The organism is Pseudarthrobacter oxydans (assembly GCF_013314975.1).
Classification (GTDB): Bacteria; Actinomycetota; Actinomycetes; order Actinomycetales; family Micrococcaceae; genus Arthrobacter; species Arthrobacter oxydans.
The window spans coordinates 114,057-139,646 of sequence record NZ_JABTYH010000001.1 but is presented as its reverse complement, the minus strand read 5'-3'; the positions used below and the strand labels follow the sequence as shown (position 1 = coordinate 139,646).

25 protein-coding genes and 1 tRNA gene are annotated in these 25,590 nt (G+C 65.3%); 21 read left to right on the top strand and 5 right to left on the bottom strand.

The features are described 5' to 3' along the window. Positions 1 to 110: 110 nt before the first annotated feature. Positions 111 to 413 (bottom strand): DUF4193 domain-containing protein, encoded by a 303-nt coding sequence (locus HTS88_RS00650; protein WP_066275770.1) that lies wholly within the window; start codon positions 411 to 413, stop codon positions 111 to 113. 211 nt (positions 414 to 624) lie between these two features. Here HTS88_RS00650 and HTS88_RS00645 point away from each other — a divergent pair, with 211 nt between their 5' ends. The 4 genes from HTS88_RS00645 (at position 625) to HTS88_RS00630 (ending at position 4,383) form a co-directional block, all read left to right on the top strand. Continuing rightward, positions 625 to 1,770, top strand: coding sequence for a glycosyltransferase family 9 protein (locus HTS88_RS00645; protein WP_174174483.1), 1,146 nt, complete (start codon positions 625 to 627; stop codon positions 1,768 to 1,770). Beyond that, positions 1,767 to 2,738 carry a glycosyltransferase family 9 protein gene (locus HTS88_RS00640; protein ID WP_174174481.1) on the top strand — a complete coding sequence of 324 codons (972 nt, stop codon included), beginning with the start codon at positions 1,767 to 1,769 and terminating at the stop codon, positions 2,736 to 2,738. Before HTS88_RS00645 ends, HTS88_RS00640 begins: the two co-directional genes overlap by 4 nt. Before the next feature lie 73 nt (positions 2,739 to 2,811). Beyond that, a complete protein-coding gene (locus tag HTS88_RS00635) occupies positions 2,812 to 3,036 on the top strand; it encodes a hypothetical protein (RefSeq protein ID WP_174174479.1) in 225 nt (74 codons plus the stop codon). Positions 3,037 to 3,396: 360 nt separating this feature from the next. Continuing rightward, positions 3,397 to 4,383 (top strand): metallophosphoesterase family protein, encoded by a 987-nt coding sequence (locus HTS88_RS00630; protein ID WP_251420113.1) that lies wholly within the window; start codon positions 3,397 to 3,399, stop codon positions 4,381 to 4,383. 279 nt (positions 4,384 to 4,662) lie between these two features. On the opposite strand, the gene HTS88_RS00625 is transcribed toward HTS88_RS00630, so the two are convergent. Continuing rightward, a tRNA-Leu gene (locus HTS88_RS00625) sits at positions 4,663 to 4,745 on the bottom strand. A 171-nt stretch (positions 4,746 to 4,916) separates the two neighbouring features. Here HTS88_RS00625 and HTS88_RS00620 point away from each other — a divergent pair. Next, complete coding sequence (locus HTS88_RS00620) at positions 4,917 to 6,221, top strand: M20/M25/M40 family metallo-hydrolase (RefSeq protein WP_174174477.1); 1,305 nt, start codon at positions 4,917 to 4,919, stop codon at positions 6,219 to 6,221. Between the two features lie 10 nt (positions 6,222 to 6,231). After that, positions 6,232 to 7,392, top strand: coding sequence for an acyl-CoA dehydrogenase family protein (locus tag HTS88_RS00615; protein ID WP_174174475.1), 1,161 nt, complete (start codon positions 6,232 to 6,234; stop codon positions 7,390 to 7,392). Here HTS88_RS00615 and HTS88_RS00610 read toward each other — a convergent pair. Continuing rightward, positions 7,389 to 7,622: a DUF5703 family protein gene (locus tag HTS88_RS00610; RefSeq protein ID WP_174174473.1), complete on the bottom strand. Its 234-nt coding sequence runs from the start codon at positions 7,620 to 7,622 to the stop codon at positions 7,389 to 7,391. The genes HTS88_RS00615 and HTS88_RS00610 overlap by 4 nt on opposite strands. Positions 7,623 to 7,661: 39 nt before the next feature. Here HTS88_RS00610 and HTS88_RS00605 point away from each other — a divergent pair, with 39 nt between their 5' ends. Beyond that, a complete protein-coding gene (locus tag HTS88_RS00605; protein ID WP_104187157.1) occupies positions 7,662 to 7,928 on the top strand; it encodes a hypothetical protein in 267 nt (88 codons plus the stop codon). A gap of 10 nt (positions 7,929 to 7,938) precedes the next feature. On the opposite strand, the gene HTS88_RS00600 is transcribed toward HTS88_RS00605, so the two are convergent. Continuing rightward, a complete protein-coding gene (locus tag HTS88_RS00600; RefSeq protein WP_174174471.1) occupies positions 7,939 to 8,874 on the bottom strand; it encodes an aldo/keto reductase in 936 nt (311 codons plus the stop codon). Between the two features lie 52 nt (positions 8,875 to 8,926). On the opposite strand from HTS88_RS00600, the gene HTS88_RS00595 reads away from it, so the two are divergent. Beyond that, entirely contained in the window at positions 8,927 to 9,760 is an 834-nt protein-coding gene (locus tag HTS88_RS00595) for an undecaprenyl-diphosphate phosphatase (RefSeq protein ID WP_174174468.1), read from the top strand. 15 nt (positions 9,761 to 9,775) lie between these two features. Further along, entirely contained in the window at positions 9,776 to 11,053 is a 1,278-nt protein-coding gene (mshC, locus tag HTS88_RS00590) for a cysteine--1-D-myo-inosityl 2-amino-2-deoxy-alpha-D-glucopyranoside ligase (protein ID WP_174174466.1), read from the top strand. A gap of 48 nt (positions 11,054 to 11,101) precedes the next feature. On the opposite strand, the gene HTS88_RS00585 is transcribed toward mshC, so the two are convergent. Next, on the bottom strand, positions 11,102 to 12,007 hold the full coding sequence (locus tag HTS88_RS00585; RefSeq protein WP_104187148.1) for a PAC2 family protein: 906 nt from the start codon (positions 12,005 to 12,007) through the stop codon (positions 11,102 to 11,104). 151 nt (positions 12,008 to 12,158) lie between these two features. Between HTS88_RS00585 and HTS88_RS00580 the strand changes: the two genes are divergently transcribed. From HTS88_RS00580 to HTS88_RS00525, 12 genes are all read left to right on the top strand, one after another. After that, positions 12,159 to 12,893, top strand: coding sequence for an HAD family hydrolase (locus tag HTS88_RS00580; RefSeq protein ID WP_174174464.1), 735 nt, complete (start codon positions 12,159 to 12,161; stop codon positions 12,891 to 12,893). After that, positions 12,890 to 14,056 (top strand): site-2 protease family protein, encoded by a 1,167-nt coding sequence (locus HTS88_RS00575; RefSeq protein ID WP_174174462.1) that lies wholly within the window; start codon positions 12,890 to 12,892, stop codon positions 14,054 to 14,056. Before HTS88_RS00580 ends, HTS88_RS00575 begins: the two co-directional genes overlap by 4 nt. Positions 14,057 to 14,149: 93 nt before the next feature. After that, complete coding sequence (locus HTS88_RS00570; protein ID WP_174174460.1) at positions 14,150 to 15,217, top strand: tRNA (adenine-N1)-methyltransferase; 1,068 nt, start codon at positions 14,150 to 14,152, stop codon at positions 15,215 to 15,217. Between the two features lie 82 nt (positions 15,218 to 15,299). Beyond that, positions 15,300 to 17,051 (top strand): proteasome ATPase, encoded by a 1,752-nt coding sequence (gene arc / locus HTS88_RS00565; RefSeq protein WP_174174458.1) that lies wholly within the window; start codon positions 15,300 to 15,302, stop codon positions 17,049 to 17,051. Beyond that, on the top strand, positions 17,048 to 18,718 hold the full coding sequence (dop, locus tag HTS88_RS00560) for a depupylase/deamidase Dop (protein ID WP_174174456.1): 1,671 nt from the start codon (positions 17,048 to 17,050) through the stop codon (positions 18,716 to 18,718). The genes arc and dop overlap by 4 nt, the downstream gene beginning before the upstream one ends. 85 nt (positions 18,719 to 18,803) lie before the next feature. After that, positions 18,804 to 19,007 carry a ubiquitin-like protein Pup gene (locus tag HTS88_RS00555; protein ID WP_104187137.1) on the top strand — a complete coding sequence of 68 codons (204 nt, stop codon included), beginning with the start codon at positions 18,804 to 18,806 and terminating at the stop codon, positions 19,005 to 19,007. A gap of 81 nt (positions 19,008 to 19,088) precedes the next feature. After that, complete coding sequence (gene prcB / locus HTS88_RS00550; protein ID WP_174174454.1) at positions 19,089 to 19,910, top strand: proteasome subunit beta; 822 nt, start codon at positions 19,089 to 19,091, stop codon at positions 19,908 to 19,910. A 1-nt stretch (position 19,911) separates the two neighbouring features. Then, the gene (gene prcA / locus HTS88_RS00545; protein ID WP_174174452.1) at positions 19,912 to 20,622 is read left to right on the top strand and encodes a proteasome subunit alpha; all 711 of its coding nucleotides are present in this window, start codon (positions 19,912 to 19,914) and stop codon (positions 20,620 to 20,622) included. Between the two features lie 13 nt (positions 20,623 to 20,635). Then, positions 20,636 to 22,000, top strand: coding sequence for a Pup--protein ligase (gene pafA / locus HTS88_RS00540; RefSeq protein WP_104187131.1), 1,365 nt, complete (start codon positions 20,636 to 20,638; stop codon positions 21,998 to 22,000). Between the two features lie 111 nt (positions 22,001 to 22,111). Next, positions 22,112 to 23,074 (top strand): FKBP-type peptidyl-prolyl cis-trans isomerase, encoded by a 963-nt coding sequence (locus tag HTS88_RS00535; RefSeq protein ID WP_174174775.1) that lies wholly within the window; start codon positions 22,112 to 22,114, stop codon positions 23,072 to 23,074. Between the two features lie 35 nt (positions 23,075 to 23,109). Beyond that, on the top strand, positions 23,110 to 23,505 hold the full coding sequence (locus HTS88_RS00530) for an FKBP-type peptidyl-prolyl cis-trans isomerase (RefSeq protein ID WP_066275847.1): 396 nt from the start codon (positions 23,110 to 23,112) through the stop codon (positions 23,503 to 23,505). Positions 23,506 to 23,609: 104 nt separating this feature from the next. Further along, positions 23,610 to 25,589: a WYL domain-containing protein gene (locus HTS88_RS00525; RefSeq protein WP_174174450.1), complete on the top strand. Its 1,980-nt coding sequence runs from the start codon at positions 23,610 to 23,612 to the stop codon at positions 25,587 to 25,589. The last annotated feature ends 1 nt before the right edge of the window (position 25,590 follow it).

Below are 25,590 nucleotides of genomic sequence, written 5' to 3'. Positions count from 1 at the left end.
GGGGCCTCCTGGGTGCCGGCTTAAAAACCGAAAGGCACGCCAATGTGAGGGCGTGCCTTAGGATCGGTGGGGCCACGGACGTTCCCGAAGCCCCACGTCGACTGTGTTAACTAGCCTTCGCACTCGGTGCAGTAGCTGTGGCCATCCTTCTGGCGAGCAATCTGGGACCGGTGACGGACCAGGAAGCAGGAGTAGCAGGTGAATTCATCCTCAGCCTGCGGGATGACCTGTACCACGAGCTCTTCGGCCACGAACTCGCCTCCGGGCACGCCTGCGCCGTCGAGCCCGTCAGCCTCATCCAGCTCAAGTACAACGCTGCGCGCGTCGGGAGCATTTGCTGACTGGAGCTGCTCGAGTGAGTTGTCCTGCGATTCCTTGACGTCGGAGCGCAGTTCATCGTAATCGGTTGCCACTTTAGGTGCTTCTCTTTTCTTTGGTTCGCCTGTCGCGTATGAAACGTACAGCATCAAGAGGCTATTCCCCAATAGCCGGAGTATGTTGACCGTCCGCGGGGTAAGGGTTGAACGGACAGCAGCCCGCGCTTATTCACAGCAGCACGGGTGCAGGGCGGAGGAGGACGCAACGTACCGCGGCGTTCTCCGCACTATAAGTAAGGGGTATACGTTGGAGCAGCTCACTGCAGAGTTCGGTGGTTCCCGGCGGGCAGGAACCGGTGTCGGCCCTGTCCTGGAAAAGTTCCAGGACGTGACGAGGATCGCTGTACTTCGTGGGGGAGGCCTGGGCGACCTCGTCTTTGCCATCCCCGCCATATCCGCCCTCAAAGCGGCCTACCCCGAGGCATCAATCACCTTGCTGGGCACGCCCGTGCACCAGGCACTGCTTGCCGCCACCATAAGTCCCGTGGACGAGGTGTGCATCCTGCCGTTTGCTGAAGGCGTCCGCCCCGGAGGGGAGAACGCGGAGGAGCTGGAAACATTTTTTCGCGAGATGCGCGGACGGCAGTTCGACCTGGCCGTCCAGCTCCACGGCGGAGGGCGCTATTCAAACCCGTTCCTCCTTCGCCTCGGCGCCCGGCACACGGTGGGCACACGGACGGCGGACGCCGCCAGCCTGGAGCGTACGGTTCCCTACCTCTATTACCAGCACGAACCGCTCAGGGCATTGGAAGTGGCCGGCCTGGCCGGCGCTTTTCCCGTCGACTTGGAGGCCCGCCTGGCGCCGGCGCCGGGACTGGCCCGTCCCGCCGTCGCCATGGACGACGACGGCGCCGCACCTTTGGTGGTGATGCATCCGGGCGCTACGGATCCCCGCCGCCGGTGGCCGGTTGGGCGGTTTGCTGAACTTGCGTCGGCGTGCGCCGCGGACGGGTTCAGGGTTGTTGTTGTCGGGGACGGGAGCGAACAGGAACTGGCCGCGCAGATCGCGGAGCAGGCAGCCTCCACGCACGTCCGTTCCCTGGCGGGGACCCTGGACATGGGCGGGCTTGTGGCGATCCTGGCCGGTGCGGCCGCAGTAGTAGCCAACGACAGCGGCCCCCGACACCTCGCCCAGGCACTGGGAGTCCCCACTGTAGGGATCTTTTGGGCAGGGAACGTCATCAACGCCGCGGCGCTGGGCAGGAGCCTGCACCGCATCCATGCATCCTGGGTAACGGCCTGCCCTTCCTGCGGGATAGACGTCACCCAGGTTGGATGGACGGCGCCCAGGTGCCCGCACGACGATTCCCTGGTGGCCGATGTTGCGGTGCGTGATGTTTACGAGGACGTGCGGAGCCTGGCCGCCACCGAGCTGCCGGCGGAGGACGCATGAGCGGCGGGGAGGTCCTCGCTCAGCCCGCACCGGGGAATCACGGCGATGGAAGACCGGAGCTCCTGGTGCTTCGGGCACTGAAGCTGGGGGACCTGCTGGTGGCCGTGCCTGCCCTTAAGGCTCTCCGCCGCGCCTATCCCGGGCATCGGCTGCGGTATGCGGCGCAGGGATGGCTGTCCGAGGCATTGGGACTGGTAGGAGGCTACGAGCTCCTGCCCACCCACGGCCTGGACGAGCCGCTGGCTGTGGAACCCGGCGTGGTGGATGTTGCAGTAAACCTGCACGGCAGTGGTCCCGAGAGCCAGGGACGGATTGAGGCCCTGCAGGCGCGGCGCACCATCGGGCACCGGAGCCGCCACCGGGACGGGCCGCCGTGGCGCGACAAGCTGCATGAGAGGGAGCGCTGGGCCGCACTCCTGGAGTGGCACGGCATCGAAGCTGATCCGCTGGACATCCGGCTGAATGCTCCCCGTCAGCCCAGCCCCGTTCCTGCAGCCACCGTTCTGCATGTCGGGGCAGCCTATGGCAGCCGCCTCTGGCCTGCCGAGCGGTTCGCCGCCGTTGCATCCGCGCTCGCCGTGGCCGGGCACAATGTCGTCTTTACGGGCGGAAGCGGGGAGAGGGAACGTGCACTGGAGGTATGCCGGCTGTCCGGGCAGTCCGAACACGCCGTGCTGGCCGGACGGCTGGGCTTGGGCGAGTTCGCTGCAACCATCGCAGCAGCCCGGCTGGTGATCTCCGCTGATACCGGGGCCGCGCACCTGGCGTCCGCCTACGGGACGCCTTCGGTAGTACTGTTTGGGCCTGCTCCGCCCGAAATCTGGGGCCCGCCCCCGGGTCCGCACATAGTCCTGACCCGGGCTGAGCTGCGACGGGGTGACACGTTTGCCCACCGGCCGGACCCTGCCCTGCTGGCAGTCACCGTGCAGGATGTCCTGGCTGCGGTGGGAGAACTGGGCGTCCTGTAGAGCTCCCTGCACGCGGCGAAATCGAGCGTGGACTCATCTCTCTTTGCCCTTCTGCACGGCCTAAAATGTAGCTATGGGCACTGAGCTGGAAATTGCCCTGGTATTGTCCACGGCGTTCCTTTGGGTCACGGGCACATTCGCAATACTCTCCGCCATCGACCGTTCGGAGAGGAAGGCCCGGCGCCGGGAGCGCAGGGCCAGCCGGGCCGGTAAGCGCCGCGTCCTGTACAGGCCGGCAGTCAAGGGTTCGCGGCTCGCGGAAGGCACCACGCCCCCACGGCCACTACATCCGCAGTGACGCTGCCCGCTGCGCCTGGCCCTGCCGGCACAGGCAGGTCCCGGCACCAGCAGATGGCCAAGGGGAGCCTCGACGGCCCACACAGCCCCGTTACCAAATCGTTGACATCCGCCGCGCTGCCTTCAGTGCGCCTGGTCCGTCTACTGCAGGAATGCCCTGACGGCCGTGCACACAGGCGCTGACCAGCAGGGAGACGGGTACGGCCCGGCACCTGGCGGGAACCTGGCCTCCGGAGGGCAGCCGTGGGGCGGCACCCCCCGCCCATTGTCCTCCTCGACCACACCGGTAGGATCGCCTCAAGTTACAAACCCACTACGCATCCCGGGGGTTGGTTCATCCATGTTTCGGAGCACGAGGTCGGTGAGGCAGCTGCTGGCCGCCGGAATGGCAGCCCTGGGCCTGGTAGTCCTGGCCGCTTGCGGGTCCCCCGAGGAAAAGTCCGTACATTTCACCGCTGCCGGGGACATCGGCCTGGGCGAGGGCGCACTGGCGGTGCTGGACACGGTGGCCGGACTGAAACCGGACTTCAACATCGCGCTCGGTGATTTCCCGTACGAACCCGGTGCCGACCAGGAATTCTGCGACATGGTTACCGGAAAGCTGGGAGCGGACTTCCCGTACCAGCTGCTTCCCGGAAACCATGAGAGTGACGGCTCTGACGGGGACATCAAGAAGTTGGCAGCCTGCCTGCCTAACAGGCTTCCCGGCCTGCAAGGCGACTACGCGGAGCAGTGGTTCGTGGACGTGCCGCAGGAAGAACCCCTGGTGCGGATCATCGTGGTTTCACCTGGCATCGAATTTTCGGCCGGCAAGCTCGACTATTCAAAGGGCAGCGATCGGTGGAACTGGACGGAAAAGGCGATTGACGGAGCGCGGGCGGAGAGCATCCCCTGGACAGTGGTGGCCATGCATACTCCCTGTTTCACGATGGGACGGTATGCCTGCGCAGCGGGGGAGTCTCTCACCAACATGCTGATCAGCAAGAAGGTGGACGTGGTCCTCAACGGCCATGAGCACCTGTACCAGCGGACGCACCAGCTCGGCTTCAGCGACCGGTGTGAGTATATGGCAGTCAAAACCGTTGAGAAGAGATGCGTGGTGGACACCGGTGACTCCATGACCCAAGGCAGGGGAACGGTCTTCATCACCGTGGGCATTGGCGGGCGGACCCCCCGCGAAATCAATCGCGACGATCCCGAGTCGCACTACTTCGCCTCCTGGTCAGCCGGCAACCACAATTCGACCCTGGGGACGTTGGATGTGACCGCAACCAGCAGCCGCATGGACGTGAAACTTGTCCCCGCGGACGGCTACACCTTCTCTGATTCCTTCAGCATCCGCAAGTGACCACGGACGCGGGGTTCGCCACAAAGAGCAGGGCCGGGAACTAAGTCCGGGCGGTGAGCGGAGCCGGCGACGGCTGGGGGGCGAGCACACGTGGTCTCAGGCGTGTGCTCTCGTCGCCGGCTCCGTGAACAACACTAGGATCTGCGTGGGGCGGGCACACGAGTAGTTGGTACCTGCTTTGGAAGAACCCGTTACGCGTCCAGGTATACCGGCAACCGGAACCTCAGGCACAGACAAAGAAGCCCCGGAAAATCACTGATTTTCCGGGGCTTCCGTTTGTGCGCGGAGGGGGACTTGAACCCCCACCCCCTTTCGAGGACTAGCACCTCAAGCTAGCGCGTCTGCCATTCCGCCACCCGCGCAGGTGGTGATTCGGAAACCGTTTCCGCTTTTCAGCGTTTCGCGTTTCTCCGAAGCAGCGAGAAAAACTCTAACACGACTTTTCCTGAAACATCGAATCGGGCCAAGTGGGTAGGCTGAGGGCAGTGCATCAGCGCTGCACCAGCCAGTCATTTCCCAGTGAGGAGCCCTCCATGCCTGACGTCCTGCCCGAGGATGAAGTTGTCCGGATCTGCCAGGAACTCATCCGGATAGACACCTCCAACTTCGGCGACGGGTCGGGGCCGGGGGAGCGTGCCGCGGCAGAGTATGCCGCCGGGCTTATCGAGGAAGTCGGCATGGAAGCCGAAATTTTCGAGTCTGCCCCCGGGCGGGCCAACGTAGTCACCCGCATGGCAGGTGAGGACCCATCCGCCAGCGCCCTCGTGGTGCACGGCCACCTGGATGTGGTGCCGGCGCTTCGGGACCAGTGGTCTGTGGACCCGTTCGGCGCGGAACTGAAGGACGGGCTGATCTGGGGACGCGGCGCCGTCGACATGAAAGACATGGATGCCATGATCCTTGCCGTGCTGCGGGGTTTCGCCCGCACCGGCCGGAAGCCCAAGCGGGATATCATCTTCGCCTTCTTCGCGGACGAGGAGGCGGGCGGCGCCTACGGTGCCCGCTACGCCGTGGACAAGCGCCCGGAGCTGTTCTTGGGCGCCACCGAGGCGATCTCCGAGGTGGGCGGATTCTCGGCCACCATCGGTGGCCAGCGGACGTACCTCCTCCAGACAGCGGAAAAGGGCATCTCGTGGCTGCGGCTCGTGGCCCACGGCAGGGCCGGACACGGCTCGCAGATCAACACGGACAACGCCGTGACGCGCCTGGCCGGAGCCGTGACGCGCATCGGCGAGTACAAGTGGCCCATTGAGCTGACCCCCACCACCCGCCAGTTCCTGGACGGCGTGACGGAACTCACGGGCGTGGAGTTCGACGCCGACAACCCGGACGTCCTGCTCAGCCAGCTGGGAACCGTGGCCCGGTTCGTGGGCGCAACACTCCAGAACACCACCAACCCCACGCTGCTCAAAGGCGGTTACAAGCACAACGTCATCCCGGAGTCCGCGGAGGCGCTGATCGACTGCCGCACCCTGCCCGGCCAGCAGGAACACGTCCTGGAGATCGTCCGCGACCTGGCCGGCACCGGCGTCGACGTCAGCTACGTGCACCAGGATGTCTCCCTGGAGGTGCCCTTCGCAGGCAACCTGGTGGACTCCATGATCGACGCCCTGCACTCCGAGGACCCCGGCGCCAAGGTCCTGCCGTACACCCTCTCCGGCGGCACGGACAACAAATCGCTGAGCAGGCTCGGCATCACCGGCTATGGCTTTGCGCCCCTGATGCTGCCGGATGAGCTGGACTTCACCGGCATGTTCCACGGGGTGGATGAGCGGGTTCCCGCTGATTCCCTGAAATTCGGTGCACGGGTCCTCAACACCCTCCTCACCAACTACTGAGCGGGCCGCCATGACCCCCGAGGAAGTCCTGCCCGACGCCCTCCTGGAGCGGATCCGGGGCCGTGCCCCCGGCTACGACCGGGAGAACGCGTTCTTCCATGAGGACCTTGCGGAACTTGTCGGGGCCGGCTACCTGAAGTTGTTCGTACCAACGGACGACGGCGGCCTGGGCTTTGGCCTCGAAGCGGCGGCGCAGTGCCAGCGCAGGCTGGCAACGGCTGCGCCAGCCACGGCACTGGCCGTGAACATGCACCTGGTGTGGACCGGCGTCGCGCATGTCCTCCAAGCCCGCGGCGACAGCTCCCTTGGCTTCGTCCTCAAGGAGGCGGCGGAGGGCGAGATCTTCGCATTCGGCAACTCCGAGGCCGGCAACGATGCGGTCCTCTTCGATTCGCGGACCACGGCCACGCCCTTGCCCGGCGGCGGATACTCCTTCACGGGGACCAAAATCTTCACCAGCCTCTCGCCGGCGTGGACCCGGCTGGGAATTTTCGGCAAGGACCCTGGCGGGCGGGATGGGGAAGGCGAGCTGGTCCACGGCTTCATCACGCGCGAAACGCCCGGATACCGCATCGTGGACGACTGGGACACCTTGGGCATGCGGGCGAGCCAGTCCAACACCACCATCCTGGACGGGGCCACAGTTCCGCCTGAACGGATCTTCCGCAGGATTCCCGTCGGTCCCGGAAGGGACCCGCTGATCTTCGCTGTCTTCGCCTGTTTCGAGACGCTGCTCGCAGCCGTCTACACGGGCCTGGGGGAGCGGGCCCTCGCCGTGGGCGTGGCGAGCGTGAAACGGCGCACCTCCTTCAAGAACAACGGACGGAGCTACGCGCAGGATCCGGACATCCGCTGGAAGGTTGCAGAGGCGGCCATGGCCATGGACACCCTGTACCCTCAGCTGGCCTCAGTGGCCGCGGACGTGGACGCCCTGGTGGACCACGGACCGCAGTGGTTCCCGAAGCTGGTGGGGCTGAAGGTGAACGCCACGGAGACTGCGCGGCGGGTTGTGGACCTGGCCATCCGCGTCAGCGGGGGATCGAGTTATTTCCGGGGTTCAGAACTGGAGCGGCTTTACCGCGACGTCCTGGCAGGCATGTTCCATCCGTCCGATGATGAGTCCGCCCACAACACCGTTGCCAACGCCTGGCTGGGACCGCTGGAAGGCTAGACCGTCCGTTGGACCTGCAACACCCGCCGGCGCAGCCAGAAGCGTCGGCCCCCGCCCACGTACAGCTTGCTGCGCTCCAGCTCCCACTTGCCGTACTCGGAATGTTCCACCAGGCGGCGGCGTGCCTCAGGGAGTGAATCATCAGGACTGACCGTCAGTACGAGGTACTCGTACTGCCTCAAATAGTCCCGTTCCCGCTGGACCGAGCTGGTGAGAAATTGTTCCTTCATTGCTCTCCATTTTCGTCCTTTTCCGGCTAACGTGAAGTCATGAGCATCGATCCGCGTGTCGCGCTTCAGTCCTTGACCACCGCTATGGAAGAACACCTTATAGCAGCATCCAACCGCCGCGGAGATGGTGACCCCTCCGTCGAGGCGGCGTTCTTTGCGGTCGCAGACGCCTTCGAAGTTTATGAAGATGCGCTCTATGAGGCCTACAACGAGGTAACCCCGCTCCAGGTCTTTGATGACGAGGACGACGAGGACGAAGAAAGCGACGTGGATGACGACGAGGACCTGGAGATCGTCCAGGAGTAGGGCCGCGGGCTTACAGCGGCGCTGAAACATCCTCAAGGGCCCGGGCAATTTCGGGCGGCAGCGGTGTGAGCTGCGCGTCCAGCAGTTCTTTCAGCTGGGCGGGCGTGCGCGGACCCACAATGGCGGTGGCCACGCCGTGCTGGGACAGTAGCCAGCTGAGGGAGACGTCCTGCGGAGTCCGCCCCAGGCCCTTGGCCGCCATGCATACGGCCTCCACGGTCCGGGACGGCTTCTCCTCCAGGTAAGGCTCCACGTACCCGGCTTCGGCCGCTGAAGCGGCCCGCGATCCGGAGGGGATGCTGCCGCGGTACTTGCCTGTCAGCACACCGCGGCCCAGCGGCGCCCAGGCCATAAGCCCCAGGCCTGCATCTTCCACCGCGGGAATGAGCTCAGCTTCGGGCCGGCGCTGCAGGAACGAGTACTCGGACTGGACCGCAACCAGCGGGAACCCGGCAACCGCAGCCGCCTTGGCTGTCTGCCATCCGTTGAAGTTGGAAACGCCCGCATACCGCGCGCGGCCGGTACGGACCGCGAATTCCAACGCGGACAGCGTTTCGTCCAGCGGAACGTTGGCGTCCCAGGCCTGGGCAAACCAGATATCCACGTAGTCGGTGCCCAACCGTGCCAAACTCGCGTCGAGCCCGGTGAGCATGGCGTTGCGCGAGGTGTCCACCCCGCGCCGGCCATCCGGCGTCGTCAACCCTGCTTTGCTGGAGATGGAAATCTCCGTCCGCGCCACCACGTCGCCCAGCAGGGAGCCAATCATTGCCTCCGACCTGCCGTCGCCGTAGGACGCGGCCGTATCAACGTGCCGGCCGCCCGCGTTAAGGAAGGTGCGCAGGAGTTCCGAGGCGTCCTGTTCGTCGGTTTCGCCGGCCCAGCCCATGGTGCCGAGGGATAGGGCGGACACACGCAATCCACTGTTGCCGACGTAACGCTGCTGCATAGCAGCAAGCTTACGGGCAGAACCGGCACTGCCTATGACGTAGGGTCTTAGCGTGAACTGGTTTGAGGCGGCCCTGCTGGGCCTAGTGCAGGGACTGACCGAATTTCTACCGATTTCATCAAGTGCGCATCTTCGGATTGTGGGGCAATTCCTGCCCAATGCGGCTGACCCGGGGGCAGCGTTCACAGCCATCACCCAGTTGGGCACGGAGACCGCGGTCCTGGTCTATTTCTGGCGGGACATTGTCAGGATCGTCAAAGGCTGGACAGGTTCGCTTACCGGGAAGGTATCGCGGCAGGACCCGGACGCCCGGATGGGCTGGCTGGTCATCCTGGGAAGCCTGCCCATCATCGTTCTTGGTCTCCTGTTCCAGGACCAGATCGAGTCTGTGCTCCGCAGCATGTGGATCGTGGCAACCATGCTGATCGTCTTCGGGCTTTTCCTTGCCGTTGCGGACGCCATCGGCAGGCAGGAACGGGACCTCAGCCGGCTGACCTACAAGCACGGCATCCTCTACGGCTTCGCGCAGGCCCTGGCCCTGATTCCCGGTGTTTCCAGGTCCGGAGGAACCATCACCGCCGGCCTCCTGATGGGTTACACCCGCGAGGCCGCCGCCCGCTATTCGTTCCTTCTTGCCATCCCCGCGGTGTTCGGCAGCGGGTTCTACCAGCTCTACAAGACCGTCACCAATGAGGGCATCGCCGGACCGTACGGATTGCCGGAAACCGCCCTGGCCACGATGATCGCCTTCGTTGTGGGATACGTCATCATCGGCTGGTTCCTGAAGTTCGTGTCCACCCGCAGCTACCGGTTGTTCGTCTGGTACCGGATCTTCCTGGGACTCGCCCTGTACCTCCTGCTCGGTTTCAATGTCATCAGCGCCTAGCACTAGGCTTGGTGTGTGAAATCCTGGATATCCCGCCCCGTTCCTGACGTGCCCGGAAGCATGCCCGCCATCCGGCTGTTCGACACAGCGGTGCGCCGCGAGGTGGTACTGGAGGACGAGGGCCGGCCGTCCATGTACGTCTGCGGCATTACGCCGTACGACGCCACCCACATGGGGCACGCATCCAGCTACGTGGCTTTCGACCTGCTGAACCGGGCCTGGCGGGACTCCGGCCGGGACGTTGCGTATGTGCAGAATGTCACGGATGTGGATGATCCACTCCTGGAACGTGCCGAGGCGACGGGTGTTGACTGGCGGGACCTGGCTGCCGGCCAGATCGAGCTTTTCCAGACAGACATGGAAGCGCTCAACGTCCTGCCGCCCGACCACTATGTGGGCGCCGTGGAGTCCATTGGGCTGATCGTCCCGGAGGTGGAACGGCTTGTGAGCCTGGGGCTGGCCTACACCGTCAAAGGCACCAATGGCGAGCCTGACGGGGACGTCTATTACGACGTCGAAGCGGCGGGCAAGCAGTCCGTCGCACCTGATGCGTGGACCTTGGGGTGTATCTCCGGGCTGGCAGAGAGCGAGATGCTTGAGCTGTTCGCGGAACGCGGCGGCGATCCCGGACGGGCCGGCAAACGGCAGGCACTGGACCCGCTGCTGTGGCGTGTGGCGCGCAAAGGCGAACCGAGCTGGCCCGGCGGCAGCCTGGGAGCAGGACGGCCCGGCTGGCATATTGAATGCACAGTCATCGCACAGAAGTACCTGCCTTCCCCCTTTACCGTCCAGGGCGGCGGTTCGGACCTCATCTTCCCGCACCACGAAATGGGCGCCGGGCACGCATACTCGCTTGCAGGCGTTCCGCTGGCCAAGCACTACGCCCACGCCGGCATGGTGGGCCTCGATGGCGAGAAGATGAGCAAGTCAAAGGGAAACCTGGTGCTCGTGTCGAAACTTCGGGCGGCGGGGGAGGACCCCGCGGCGATCCGTCTTGGCATCCTGGCCCACCACTACCGCTCCGACTGGGCCTGGACCAACGAAGGGTTCGAGGAGGCCAAGGCCACACTTGCTGCCTGGCGCCGGGCCCTGGGCCATGCGCCCGAAGGATCCGCCGCCCCCCTGGTGGCCGAGATGCGCGCAGCGCTTGCCGCCGACCTCAACGCTCCTGCCGCCGTCGCGGCGGTCTCCCGCTGGGCGGAGCAGGCAAACGCCGACGGCGGACCTGCAAGCCCTGCCGACCAGGCCCTGGTCAAGGATGCGGTGGACGCCCTGCTGGGCGTGCTTCTCTAAACGGCGCCCAGAGCGTGAGGCGGTGCCCGGTTTTCAGGGCGCTGCCGGTTACGGCCGGTCCTGGCCCCGACGCTTGAGGTACCGCTCGAATTCGCGCGCTATCGACTCACCGGTGGCTTCCGGGAGATCGGCCGTGTCCTTTGCTTCCTCGAGCTGCCGGACGTACGCCGCGATCTCGGGATCCTCCGTAGCCAGTTCGTCCACTCCCCGTTCCCACGCGTCCGCTTCCTCAGCCAGTTCGTGCGTGTCCAACGGAACCTGGAGCAGCTCCTCGATGCGGTGCAGGAGTGCCAGCTGGGCTTTCGGCGACGGCGCCTGGGCAACATAGTGGGGGACGGCGGCCCACAGCGAAACAGTGGGGATGCCTGCCAGCAGCGCCACCTCCGACAGCACGCCGACGATCCCCACCGGGCCTTCATACTGCGAGGCTTCGAGGTTCATCCGTTCACGCAGCGGGGCGTCGTCCGACGAGGTGCTGACCGGAATAGGCCTGCTGTGCGGAACATCGGCCAGGAGGGCCCCGACCAGGACAACATAGTCAACGTTCAGCGCCTCGGCATGGACCAGGAGTTCCGCGGTGTAGGCGCGCCATTTATAGGACGGCTCCGTGCCCTGGACAAAGATGACGTCCACGTTGGAGTCCGGAGCGCTTGCTTTATAGATCCGTGTGGACGGCCATTTGATTTTGCGTTCCCCGGCTGCGTTCCGGCGCACGGTGGGGCGCGTGAACTGGAAGTCGTAATACTCGTCGGCGTCGATGGAGGCGACTTTTTTACCGCCCCACAACTTGTTCAGGTAGCGCAGGGAGTCGCTGGCCGCTTCCCCCGCGTCATTCCAGCCTTCAAAGGCGGCAAGCATCACTGTCACGCGCTGTCCGTCAGCTACCGGCTGCAGGAACCGCTCCTGTTCGGGCCCGGCACCCGGTTCTGTGGTGTCTCCCTCGAAGCTATTCATTTCTTCACCCTACGTCCAAGGACCTTGGCTGTGCAGTGAATGAAGCGCCGAAACATCACGCAAAAGCATTACCGCCGGTGCCGGGGAGCGCCATATTCGCCAAGGGCGTAGCCATCAGCCTGCGCCCAGCCAGTCCCCGTAGACTGGGGGCATGCGATTGCCAGCCGACAGTTCCCCGCTCAAAGCCGTCCTGTGGGACATGGACGGGACGATCGTCGATACGGAGCCCTACTGGATCGCAGCCGAACACGCGCTGGTGGAGGCCCATGGCGGGACGTGGTCCCATGAACAGGCCATGCAGCTGGTTGGGCAGTCGCTGACATTTTCGGCCGGGCTCCTCCAGGATGCCGGCGTGGAGCTGGAAATCCGGGACATCATCGACACCCTCACCGGCGCGGTGGTCAGCAGCGTCCGGCGCCAGGTGCCGTGGCGGCCGGGTGCACGCGAGCTCCTTGAGGAACTCCACCTCGCCGGTGTCCGGTGCGCCCTGGTCACCATGTCCGAGGGCCCGCTGGCCAGGGAGGTGGTGGCCAGCCTTCCACGGCAATACTTCGAGGTCCTGGTAACAGGGGACACCGTAACGCAGGGCAAACCGCACCCCGAGGCGTACCTGACCGCCGTCGAATGGCTGCAGGACGCGGACCCGGACCTGGGCCTGCACCACTGCGTCGCTTTGGAGGACTCGGTGCCCGGGGTTTCCGCGGCTGTGGCGTCCGGCGTGGCAACCGTGGCAATTCCCCACATTGTTCCGCTGCCCGAGGATGAGCGCTACACCCTCTGGGATTCCCTGGCAGGCCGCACCGTGACCGACCTCGAATCGCTTCTCCCCGGTGCTCCGGTTCGCGGATCGGGTGGACCGGCCACGCCGCTTGGAGACCGCAGGTGACCGAAACCACTGTCCCGGCCAGGCGCGAAGGCATTCCGCTGGGCAGGATTGCCGGCGTCCCGGTGGTGCTGGCCTATTCCTGGTTCATCATCGCCGCCTTCACCGTCATTGTGTATGGACCCGTCCTGGCCCGCCAGAACCCGGCCCTCGGCGTCAGTGCCTACATCGTGGCGTTCGCCTACGCCGTCCTGCTCCTCGTCTCGGTCCTGGTCCACGAACTCGCCCACGCCCTGACGGCAAAAATCTACGGCTGGCCCACGCAGAAGATCGTGCTCAATCTGTGGGGCGGGCACACCCAGTTTGAGAGCTTTACCGCTTCGCCGGGGCGCTCCGTTCTGGTGGCCCTCGCCGGGCCGGCTGCGAACTTCATCCTGGCCGGAGGAGCCTGGCTGCTGCTCAGCACGGCAAGCATGGGCAGTGTTGCCGAGATCCTCACCAACATCTTTATGTGGGCCAACTTCCTGATCGCCGTCTTCAACGTGCTCCCGGGCCTTCCCCTGGACGGCGGAAGGCTGGTCGAATCTGCAGTGTGGAAGGCCACGGGCAGCCAGGCCAAGGGCACGGTGGCGGCCGGATGGGGAGGCCGCATCATCGTCGTCGCCATCGGTTACTGGTTCGTTGCCAGGCCGCTGCTTGCCGGGGATGCTCCTGATTTCAGCCTGCTGATGATCACCGTGCTGGTGGGTGGTTTCCTCTGGATGGGCGCCTCGGCATCCATCCAGCAGGGAACCCTCCGGGGCCGGCTCCACCTGGTCAGCGCTGCAGGGCTGTCCACCCCCGCAGCCGGCCTGCCTTCAACGGCCACAGTGGAGGATGCCCTCCGGTACGGTAGCGGTGGAGCGACGTCGCTGGTGGTCTGCGGACCGGGCGGCCGGCCGGAGGCAGTTGTGGATCCGGCCGCACTGTCCACCGTTCCTGTCCACGCCGCGGCGTCGACCCCCATCACCGCAGTCTCCTATGCACTGGCTCCCGGCGCATACGTCCCCGAGTGGTCCAAGGGACAGGAACTGCTCCAGTTCCTGTCCCAGCTGGAAGGACGGCACTACGCCGTCGTAGACCACAACGGCAAGGTGACCGGGCTGCTTTCCCAGGACGCTGTCCTGGCCGCCATCACCGGCAAACCGCGGCGGCCCGATACGCGCCGCCAGGACCAGAACCGGTAGAGTTACCTGCCGGCCGGTGCATTGCCGCCGCACACGCCGGAATGTTTCCCCACAACATGCAGGCGCCACAGTTTTACAGGAGCGAGGAAAGTCATGAGCAGCGAAACCGCCGTCAACGAAGCCACAGGAGCAGCGGTCCCGGCCGGGGCTGCAACCGGCGGCTCGCAGCCGGTGGGCGCCGCCCGGCGCCGGGGCCCCTTCCGCGAAGGTGAGCGCGTCCAACTGACGGACGAACGCGGCCGCATGAACACCATCACCCTCGAAAGCGGCGGGGCGTTCCACACCCACCGCGGCTTTCTGAACCACGACGACATCATCGGCAAGGTGGACGGCTCAGTCGTCGTGAACAACGTTGGGCAGCAGTACCAGACCCTGCGCCCCCTGCTGTCCGACTTTGTCCTGTCCATGCCGCGCGGCGCCGCCGTCGTCTACCCCAAGGACGCCGGGCAGATCGTCACCATGGCGGACATCTTCCCCGGCGCGCGCGTCGTGGAGGCTGGTGTTGGCTCCGGCGCCCTGTCCATCTCGCTGCTCCGGGCCGTTGGGGACAACGGTTACCTGCACTCCTTCGAACGGCGGGAAGAGTTCGCTGACATCGCCCGCGGAAACGTCGAGACGATCTTTGGCGGCCCGCACCCCGCCTGGCAGGTCTCCCTGGGCGACTTCCAGGAAGAGGTTGTCCGGAGCGAGGCGCCGGGTTCCGTGGACCGCGTGGTGCTGGACATGCTGGCGCCCTGGGAATGCCTGGATGCCGTGGCCACGGTGCTTGCCCCAGGCGGTGTCTGGATCAACTACGTCGCCACCGTGACCCAGCTTTCGCGCACTGCCGAGGCCATCCGGGCGGACGGCCGTTTCACCGAACCCGATGCCTGGGAGTCGCTGGTGCGCGGCTGGCACCTGGAAGGGCTCGCCGTCAGGCCGGACCACCGGATGGTGGCCCATACCGGCTTCCTGCTTGTCACCCGCCGGCTGGCCGACGGCGTCACCGGTATCTCCGTCAAGCGGCGCCCCTCCAAGACCGACTTCAACGAAGAGGACGTCAACGCGTGGACGCCCGGTGCTGTGGGGGAGCGGCAGGTCTCCGACAAAAAGCTCCGGCGCGCAGCCCGGGACGCCATCGCAGGCACAAACGTCAAGGACGATCCCGAGGTCACGAACTAGTCCACATTTCGGGAGTCTCCATCCCTACCTGCCTTCTTGGGGCTAATGTCTTAATAGAAGCGCAGGAAGGGGCTGATACATCATGGAGACACCAAACCAGGACTCCGGACGTACACCGGCAGAGCAGTCTGCCGCCAACGACCTCTCGGTTGCAGACCGCCAGGTCAACATCCTCCGGGACAAGCTCAGGCACATAGACCGCCAGCTGGCCGCGGCAACGCAAAACAACACCAAGCTGGTCAGCATGCTTGAAACGGCGAAGGCTGAAATCCTTCGGCTGAAGAACGCCCTGGACCAGGAAGGGCAGCCGCCCTACAGCTTCGGAACCATACTGCAGCTGAATCCAAGGCGGCAGGCGTCCCCCGGCAGCAGCGGGCAGGCGGCCACCGAGGAATCGGTGGACATCTTCAATGCCGGCCGGAAGATGCGCGTTGGCATCAGCCCTCTTGTGAACATGAACCAGTTGGCCGTGGGGCAGGAGGTCCTCCTGAACGAGGCGCTCCTCATTGTCGCCGGACTCGGCTACGAGCGCGCGGGCGAGCTGGCCACGCTCAAGGAGATGCTGGGTGCGGACCGCGCCCTCGTGGTGGGGCGCGCCGATGAAGAACGGGTCGTCCGGCTTTCCGGTGCGCTCCTGGCCGAAAAGCTCCGGGTGGGCGATGCCCTTTCGATTGATTCAAGGACCGGCTACGCCCTCGAAAAAGTGCCGCGCTCCGAGGTGGAGAACCTGGTCCTGGAGGAAGTCCCGGACATCACTTATGAGGATATTGGCGGCCTGGGGCCCCAGATTGAGCAGATCCGTGACGCCGTCGAACTGCCCTTCCTCCACCCGGACCTGTACCGCGAGCACGGACTCAAGGCGCCCAAGGGCATCCTTCTCTACGGCCCACCCGGCTGCGGAAAGACCCTCATTGCCAAGGCCGTCGCCAACTCACTGGCTGCCCGGGCCGCGGAGCGTTCCGGCAACGTGGACCTCAAGAGCTACTTCCTGAACATCAAGGGGCCCGAACTCCTCGACAAGTACGTCGGCGAAACCGAGCGGCACATCCGGCTGATCTTCTCCCGGGCACGCGAAAAGGCCTCGGACGGCAGCCCTGTGGTGGTGTTTTTCGATGAGATGGATTCCCTCTTCCGCACCCGCGGCACCGGAATCTCGTCCGACGTCGAAACGACCATCGTTCCGCAGTTGCTCAGTGAAATCGACGGCGTTGAGCGGCTGGACAACGTGATCGTCATCGGCGCGTCAAACCGTGAGGACATGATCGATCCGGCCATCCTGCGGCCGGGCCGGCTGGACGTCAAGGTCAAGATCCACCGTCCGGATGCCGAGGCCGCCGCCGATATCTTCAACAAGTACATCACCCCCGACCTGCCGTTCCATGAATCGGACCTGGCAGAGCACGACGGCGATGTGCAGGCCACGGTGGACGCCATGGTCCAGCGGACGGTGGAAGCCATGTACTCCACGGACAAGTCCAACGAGTTCCTGGAGGTCACCTACGCCAACGGGGACACGGAGATGCTCTACTTCAAGGACTTCAACTCCGGCGCGGTGGTTCAGAACGTGGTGGACCGGGCCAAGAAGTACGCCATCAAGGATCTGCTGACCACCCACCAGAAGGGGCTGCGGATCGAGCACCTGCTGCGCGCCGTCGTCGACGAGTTCCGCGAGCACGAGGACATGCCCAACACCACCAACCCTGATGACTGGGCGCGGATCTCCGGCAAGAAGGGCGAACGGATCACCTACATCCGCACTATTGTCCAGGGCAAGGCGGGCCAGGAACCCGGCAAGTCCATCGAGACCATGCCGACAACAGGCCAATATCTATGACCGCTGCACCGGAGCCCGCCGCCGGGGGAACCTTACCGGCCGGCGGGGCCATGCGGGTCATGGGCGCGGAAACCGAATATGGCATCCACGCCCCGTCCGCCCCCTCTGCCAACGCCACCATGATGAGTGCCAGGGTGGTCCAGGCCTATGCGCAGGTAACCCGCCAGCGCGCCGCCGGCGGCGCGGAGACCCGCTGGGACTACACGGACGAGGAGCCGCTGCACGACGCCCGCGGCTGGACGGTGGACCGCAGTTCCGCCCACCCGAGCCAGCTGACGGACCAGCCGCCGGTCCTGGATGCGGAAGCGGTGGCGCTAGCCTACGGCCGCGAGGAACTTGAGCTTGACGGCCAGGACGAGTCCGGGACGCTCCTGATGAACATGGTCCTGGGCAACGGTGCACGGCTGTATGTGGACCATGCGCATCCCGAGTACTCCAGCCCGGAGGTGACCAACCCCCGGGACGCCGTGAAATGGGATGCGGCCGGTGACCTCGTGGCCCTGGCCGCCGTCCGCCGCCTTGCGGCAGATCCGGACCTGCCGCCGGTCAACCTCTACAAGAACAATACGGACAACAAATCCGTGTCCTACGGCTCCCACGAGAACTACCTCATGCCACGCTCCGTACCCTTCGGCGATATTGTGCGCGGGCTGACGCCTTTCTTCGTCAGCCGGCAAATCATGTGCGGGTCCGGCCGGGTGGGCATCGGCCAGGACAGCTCAACGCCGGGATTCCAGATCAGCCAGCGCGCTGATTTCTTCGAAGCGGAAGTGGGCCTGGAAACCACCATCCGCCGGCCCATCATCAACACCCGGGATGAGCCGCATGCCACCGCCGACAAGTACCGGCGCCTCCACGTCATCATTGGCGACGCCAACCTGAGCCAGGTCTCCAACTATTTGAAGTTCGGAACTACGGCGATGGTGCTCAGCCTCATCGAGGCAGGACTGGCACCCAAGGTCGAAGTCTTCGAGCCGGTCGCCGCCCTCCAGAGGGTGAGCCATGACACCACGCTCACTGCCAAGCTCAGGCTGCTCGACGGCAGGAGGGTCACCGCCCTTGACCTGCAATGGATGTACCACGAGGCCGCTGCCAAGCTTGCCCAGGACACCGGCGTCGGAGACAAAGTGGACGGCGACGGGCATACGCACGATGTCCTGGAACGCTGGGCCGCCGTCCTGACCCAACTCGACAACGACCGGGCCGCCGCCGCCTCCTCAGTGGAATGGCTGGCCAAGCTTTCCCTGCTCGACGGTTACCGCGAACGTGACGGGCTGGAATGGAACGATGCCCGGCTGGGGCTCGTCGACCTACAGTGGGCAGACATCAGGCCCGAAAAGGGACTCTATTACCGGTTCCTTGCCAGGAACAGGATGCAGCGAATCCTCGAGGACGCGGACATTGCGGCGGGAGTTTCCGAGCCGCCGGCCGACACCCGGGCATTCTTCCGGGGCAGGTGCATCAGCAGCTTCGGCAAGGATGTGGTGGGCGCCAGCTGGGACTCCGTCATCTTCGACGTCCCGGGATACGGGCGGCTCCAGCGCGTACCCACCAGGGAGCCCCTCCGGGGAACCAAAGCCCTGACCGGCGCGTTATTCGAACGCTACCGGGAGGCGGGACCGTTCCTGGCAGAGCTTCTGGGACATAACGCTCCGCCTGCGGCGTAAACCGCCACCGGAGGCCCGCACCGTGGCAGGATGGGCATATCGGAGGATCCGCCGGATCCGATGACGGATATAAGGAGGGGTAACAATGGCAGGCCAGGAGCAGCAGCAGCCGCAATCGCGCGACAGCCAGGTCGAAGAGGACATTCCCGAGGCACCGCCCGCGCCGCCCGAGGCACAGGCATCAGCATCGACGGAGGGCGTCGACGACCTCCTCGACGAGATCGACGGCGTCCTCGAATCCAATGCTGAAGAGTTCGTCCGGGCGTTCGTCCAAAAGGGCGGTCAGTAACCCGGATTCGGAGGCTGGCGGAAGCCGCGGAAGGCCCGAATCTGTACCGACGTTGAAGGACCACGTTCAAGGAGTGCATGAGTGCAGGAATCAACCGCCAACCAGGTAGCCGCCAACGCCACCTCTTCATTTACCGAGCACCTGCAACGGGACCGGCCGGAACTCCTTCCGTATAACCGGTCCCTCCAGGCAGGTGCGCCGGCGGCTGCCCCCTTGCAGGTTCCGCATGCCACCACCATCGTTGCCATGAGTTACGACGGCGGTGTGCTGATGGCGGGCGACAGGCGCGCCACCATGGGCAACGTCATAGCCAGCAGGCACATCGAAAAAGTCTTCCCCGCCGACCGCTACTCCGTCCTGGGGATCGCCGGGACTGCCGGAATTGCCATCGACCTGACCAGGTTGTTCCAGGTGGAACTCGAGCACTACGAGAAAATCGAGGGCACGCTCCTCAGCCTCGAAGGCAAGGCCAACAGGCTGGGTGCCATGATCCGCGGCAATCTTCCCCTTGCCATGCAGGGACTCGCCGTTGTGCCCCTCTTTGCAGGGTTCGACACCAGCGCCGGTGTTGGCAGGCTCTTCTCCTACGACGTCACTGGCGGCCGGTATGAGGAACGTGAACACCACACGGTGGGATCCGGTTCGGTTTTTGCCCGCGGTGCCCTGAAGAAGCTCTGGCGTCCCAACCTCACGGCAGCCGAAGCCGTCGCCGTCGCGGTTGAATCCCTCTATGACGCGGCCGACGACGACTCCGCCACCGGCGGTCCCGACACGGTGCGGCAGCTATGGCCTGTCATCTACACCGTGGACAGTTCGGGCGCGCGGCGGGTGCCCGAGGGCGAACTGGCTGCAGCCTCGCGTAACGTGATCGAGGCGCGGACCATCGCCGGACGGGAGGCCTGAGATGACACAGCAGTTCTATGTTTCACCCGAACAGCTGATGAAGGACCGCGCGGATTTTGCCCGCAAAGGCATTGCCCGCGGCAGGTCCGTCGTGGTCATCAGCTGCGAGGACGGAATCGCCCTCGTCGCCGAAAACCCTTCACCGTCCCTGCATAAGATCGGCGAGATCTACGACAAAATCGCCTTCGCCGCCGTCGGAAAATACAACGAGTTCGAGAGCCTCCGCCAGGCGGGTGTCCGCTACGCCGATGTGCGCGGGTACTCCTACGACCGGGAGGACGTCACCGCCAGGGGGCTGGCAAGCGTCTACGCGCAGAGCCTTGGAGCGGTGTTCACTGCAGAACAAAAGCCCTTCGAGGTGGAGCTGGCCGTGGCCGAGGTCGGGGCCACCCAGGCAGAAGACCACCTCTACCGGCTGACCTTTGACGGGTCCATCGCCGACGAACATTCCTTTGTTGTCATGGGCGGCCAGGCGGACAAAGTCTCCTCTGTCATTGGACAGGGCTGGCGCAGCTCCCTGGACTTCGCGGACGCAGTGCGACTTGCCATCACCGGCCTCGTTCCCCGGGGAGAAGCGGAAGAACAGGCAAAAGCACTTCCGGCAGGCGCGCTGGAGGTGGCGGTCCTGGACCGGCAGTCAGAAGCCACGCGCGGGTCCAGGCGCGCCTTCCGCCGGCTCAACGACGCGGACATCACTGCACTGCTGGCCTAGGAGGACAGGACCGATGGACAAGAGAATCTTCGGCATCGAAACCGAATTCGGGATTTCATACTCGAGCCCGGACTCGAGGCCCCTCGCCCCCGAGGAAGTGGCCCGCTACCTTTTCCGCAAGGTGGTCAGCTGGGGGCGTTCTTCCAACGTGTTCCTGACCAACGGCTCCAGGCTCTACCTTGACGTGGGATCCCACCCGGAATACGCCACCGCCGAATGCGACGACCTGGCGCAGCTCATCGCCCACGACAGGGCCGGAGAGCTGATCTTGGACGACCTCGTGGACGAGGCACAGGCCCGGCTGGCAGCCGAGGGCTTCAACGGAACGGTGTACCTCTTCAAGAACAACACCGACTCCGCCGGCAACTCCTACGGCAGCCACGAAAACTACCTCATTCCACGCCGCGGGGAGTTCTCCCGGCTCGCTGAGATCCTGATCCCGTTCCTGGTTACCCGCCAGCTGATCGCCGGTGCCGGAAAGATCCTGAAGACGCCCCACGGCGCAACCTACGCGTTCTCCCAGCGGGCCGACCACATCTGGGAGGGCGTTTCCTCCGCCACCACCAGGTCGCGTCCCATCATCAACACACGCGACGAGCCGCATGCTGACGCAGAGTTCTACCGCCGCCTCCATGTCATCGTGGGGGACTCGAACATGTCAGAAGCCACGGCCCTGATGAAAATCGGCACCGTGGACCTCGTCCTGCGGATGATCGAGGCCGGAGTGATCATGCGCGACATGAGGATGGAAAACCCCATCCGCAGCATCCGCGAGATTTCCCATGACCTCAGCGGCCGGGCACTGGTCCGGCTGGCCAACGGGCGCCAGCTCACCGCACTTGAAATCCAGCAGGAATACCTGACCAAGGTCACGGCATTCGTGAAGGAGCACGGCCCGCACAACCCGCATGTCCCGCTCATCCTCGACCTGTGGGAGCGGACCCTGAAGGCCATCGAAAGCGGCGACTTCCGCGGGATCGACACCGAAATCGACTGGGCCATCAAGAAAAAGCTCATGGACAAGTACCGTGAGCGGCACGGCCTGGGGCTGGACGCACCCCGGATAGCCCAGCTTGACCTTACCTACCATGACATCTCGCGCAGCCGCGGTCTCTACTACCTGCTGCAGTCACGCGGTGCGGTGCGCCGGATCGTGGACGATACGGTCATCAAGGACGCTGTGGACGTCCCTCCCCAGACCACACGGGCCAAGCTCCGCGGAGACTTTGTCCGCCGCGCACAGGAACTGGGCCGGGACTACACCGTGGACTGGGTCCACCTGAAGCTGAACGACCGGGCACACCAGACAATCCTGTGCAAGGACCCCTTCCGGAGCGTCGACGAGCGCGTGGATGCCCTCCTTGACTCTATGGGCTGACACCCAGCTTCAGGGGCTATTCTGGATAGGGCCCTTTAGAGGGCCCTCGCGATGCCGGCCGTTGCCATGCGGAACATCGCATCCACCCTGCCCCGACGAAAGTTCTCTTACGTGCGCCGACTACTAGCAATTCTTCTTCCCGGTCTGCTGCTGCTGACCGCCTGCGGCGGTTCAACCGCAGAGCCGGAACCCACCAGCGTTTCCGCCGGCGAGACTGCCAAGTTCGACTCCCTCAAACTGACCGACAACGGGGACAAGAAAGCTCCCGGAGTGGAATTCACCAAGCCACTGGAAGTGGCAGAACCCACCATCAAGGTCATCACCGAGGGCAGCGGCGAGCCCGTGAAGGCAAACCAGGTCGCCAACATCTCCATCCTGGCCCTCAACGGCACTGACGGCAGTACCCTTGAGGACACCTTTCCCGGTGAGCCCGAACCCCTTGAGCTCAACGACGAACTGAAGACCAGCAGCGAGGTCATCTACAACGCTTTCGTCGGTGCCAAGGTGGGCTCCAGCCTGGCCCTGGCTGTCCCCGGCCAGCAGAGCGCACCCGCCCCGAGCCCCTCGGACGGAGCAAGCCCGAGCCCCTCCGCGGCAGCCCAGCCCACACAGCTCCTGATCATCAAGGTCCTGTCCGCCGAGGACGTTGCGCCGGTTCTGGAAAAGCCCGAGGGCGAGACCGTAACCCCGCCGGCCGGACTGCCCACAGTGTCCGAAAAGGACGGTGTCCCCGAAATCAACGTTGAGGGTGTGGCTGCCCCGACGGCCCTGGTTTCCCAGGACCTCATCAAGGGCAACGGCGCCGCCGTGAAGGAAACCGACACCCTCACCGTGAACTACGTGGGCGTCACCCTGGAGGGCGGCACCAAATTCGACTCGAGCTTTGACCGCGGCGAACCCGCAAGCTTCCCGCTCACCGGCGTCATCAAGGGCTGGACCCAGGGCCTGGCCGGCAAGACGGTAGGCTCCCGCGTCCTCCTGGTCATCCCCAAGGACCTTGCCTACGGCGACGCCGGACAGGGTGAGGCCAAGGGCGACCTGGTGTTCGTCGTGGACATCCTCGGGGCTAAGTAGCAAACACAAGCATCACAGACATCAAAGGAGCAACCATGTCATTTGGACAGCGTGAATTCGACCGCCAGAAGCCCGAGATCGATTTCCCGGAGGGCGACGTCCCCACCGAACTGGTCATCACCGACCTCATTGAGGGCGACGGACGCGAAGCCAAAGCCGGCGACACCGTTTCCACCCACTACGTCGGCGTGGCCTGGTCCACCGGCGAAGAGTTCGACGCCTCCTGGGGCCGCGGTGCCCCGCTGGACTTCCGCGTGGGCGTCGGCCAGGTCATCCAGGGCTGGGACCAGGGCCTGCTTGGCATGAAGGTGGGCGGCCGCCGGCGCCTGGAGATCCCCTCGGAGCTGGCTTACGGCTCCCGCGGCGCCGGCGGAGCAATCGCTCCGAACGAAGCCCTGATCTTCGTAGTGGACCTCGTCGGAGTCCGCTAAAAAGGATCACCGGCAGCGACAAGAAGCGCGGCAGCACCAGGACGCACATCCTGGAGCTGCCGCGCTTCCTGCGTTCCGCCGCGGACTTTAGTAACGTAACCAGAGTGCCCGTATCCCGTACTGAACGCCTCCTCAACCTGCTGATCGCACTCCTGAACACCCGGTATGGGCTGCGCCGCAGTGAGCTGCGCGAAAAGGTCTACCACGATTCTTCCGGCAATGACGTGGCCTTCGGCCGGATGTTCGAGCGGGACAAAAACGACCTGCGCCAGTTCGGCTTCGAGGTGGAAACCCTGACGGATATGGGGTGGAGCGAGGATGATCCCGCCACCACCCGCTACCGCATCGGCAAGGAATCCAACCGCCTTCCGGATGTCCAGCTGGGGCCGGACGAATGGACTGTCCTCCTCCTGGCCTCACAGCTGTGGGAGCGTGCCGCCCTTGGCACTGCCGCGCAAAGCGCACTCCGGAAACTGCAGGCGTCGGGACGCCTTGCCGACGTCGCCCTTCCGGCCGGTGTCCAGCCCCGCATCAAGCCGGCAGGACAGGCCTTCGACGACCTGGTCTCTGCACTGCACGCCCGCCACCCGGTGACCTTCATGTACCTTGCGGGCAGCACAGGCAACGAGGAGCTGCGGACAGTGGAGCCGTGGGGCCTGGGCAGCCGGTTTGGCCAGTGGTACCTGGTAGGCCACGACCGCGCCCGGCAAGCACCGCGCCACTTCCGCCTTTCCCGCATCACCAGTGCGGTCACGACCCTGGAGAAGGAGTTGTACACGCCGCCGGCGGACTTCAACGTCCGCCGGGAGCTGGACCGCCTCCCTGAACTGCCGCTGCGCACCGCCGTCGTCGAGGTCCGCGAAGGAAAGCTGCTGGCACTGCGGCGGCGCAGTTCCGTTGAGGGTGGCGCGGCCGGCCGGCCTGGGAGCGGCTACGAGCGGCTGGCCGTGCAATACCGGGATCCCGAGGCACTGGCTGAGGAACTGGCCTCCTACGGACCGGACGCACAGGCCATAGCCCCGCCTGGGCTTGTGGCCGCAGTCCTCCGCAGGCTGCGCGCGGCTGCGGAGTTCAGCGCCGAACCTGCGCCTGCATACAGCTTCGGCGCAGCCCGCGCTGTTGCCGTCCGCAAACGCACGTCCGAGGACCAGCTCAAGCGGATGCTGCAGCTGGTGCCGTTCCTGGTGCACAACCAGGGCCTGCACATCCAGGACGTGGCAGACCGGTTCGGCATCACCAGGAAGGAGCTGGAGGACGATTTGCAGATCCTGATCTGCTCCGGCCTCCCGGAGGGGTACCCGGACGACCTTCTGGACATCCACTGGGACGACGACCATGTTTACATCACCCAGGACCTGGACCTCACAAAACCGGTCCGCTTCACTGTGGAGGAAGCCTGTGCCCTCCTGGCGGGGCTGGAGACGCTGAACGGCCTGCCGGAAGTGGCGGAGGGCGGCGCGCTGGAATCGGTGACCCTGAAGCTGCTGGCGGCCGCGGGCGAAGAAGGCCTCCGCGCGGCATCCCTTGCCGGCCCGGAAGTGGCACCTGCCGACGCTGCCACCCACGCCACGGTCAGGCAGGCCATCGAATCCCGCTCCCAGCTCCGCCTCCGCTACCTTTCGCCCCAGCAGGACACCATCACCGAGCGGGATGTGGACCCACTCCGCCTGTATTCGCTGGACAACACCTGGTACTTCGAGGCCTACTGCCACCTGGTGCACGGACTTCGGAACTTCCGCCTGGACCGTGTCCAGGACGTGCACCCGAACGGTGCTCCCGTCTCTGCCGGCATCACGCCCGCCGAAGGAGTCCCTGCCAGGCTCTTCACCGCCAGCGACGACGACACCACCGTCACCGTCCAGCTCACGCGGCGGGGGAGGGGGCTGGCGGACGACTACTACGCTGAACGCACGGCAGAGTTGCCCGACGGCGGGATGGTGGCCGAGATCCGGTTCGGCACGACGGACTGGCTGCCGATGTTCGTGGCCCAGCATGGCGGTTCTGCCAGGATCCTGGCACCAGGTGAGCTCGCGGAGGCGTCCCGCAGGTGGTTGGCGGCATCCCTGGCCAGGTACGGCGGCTAGA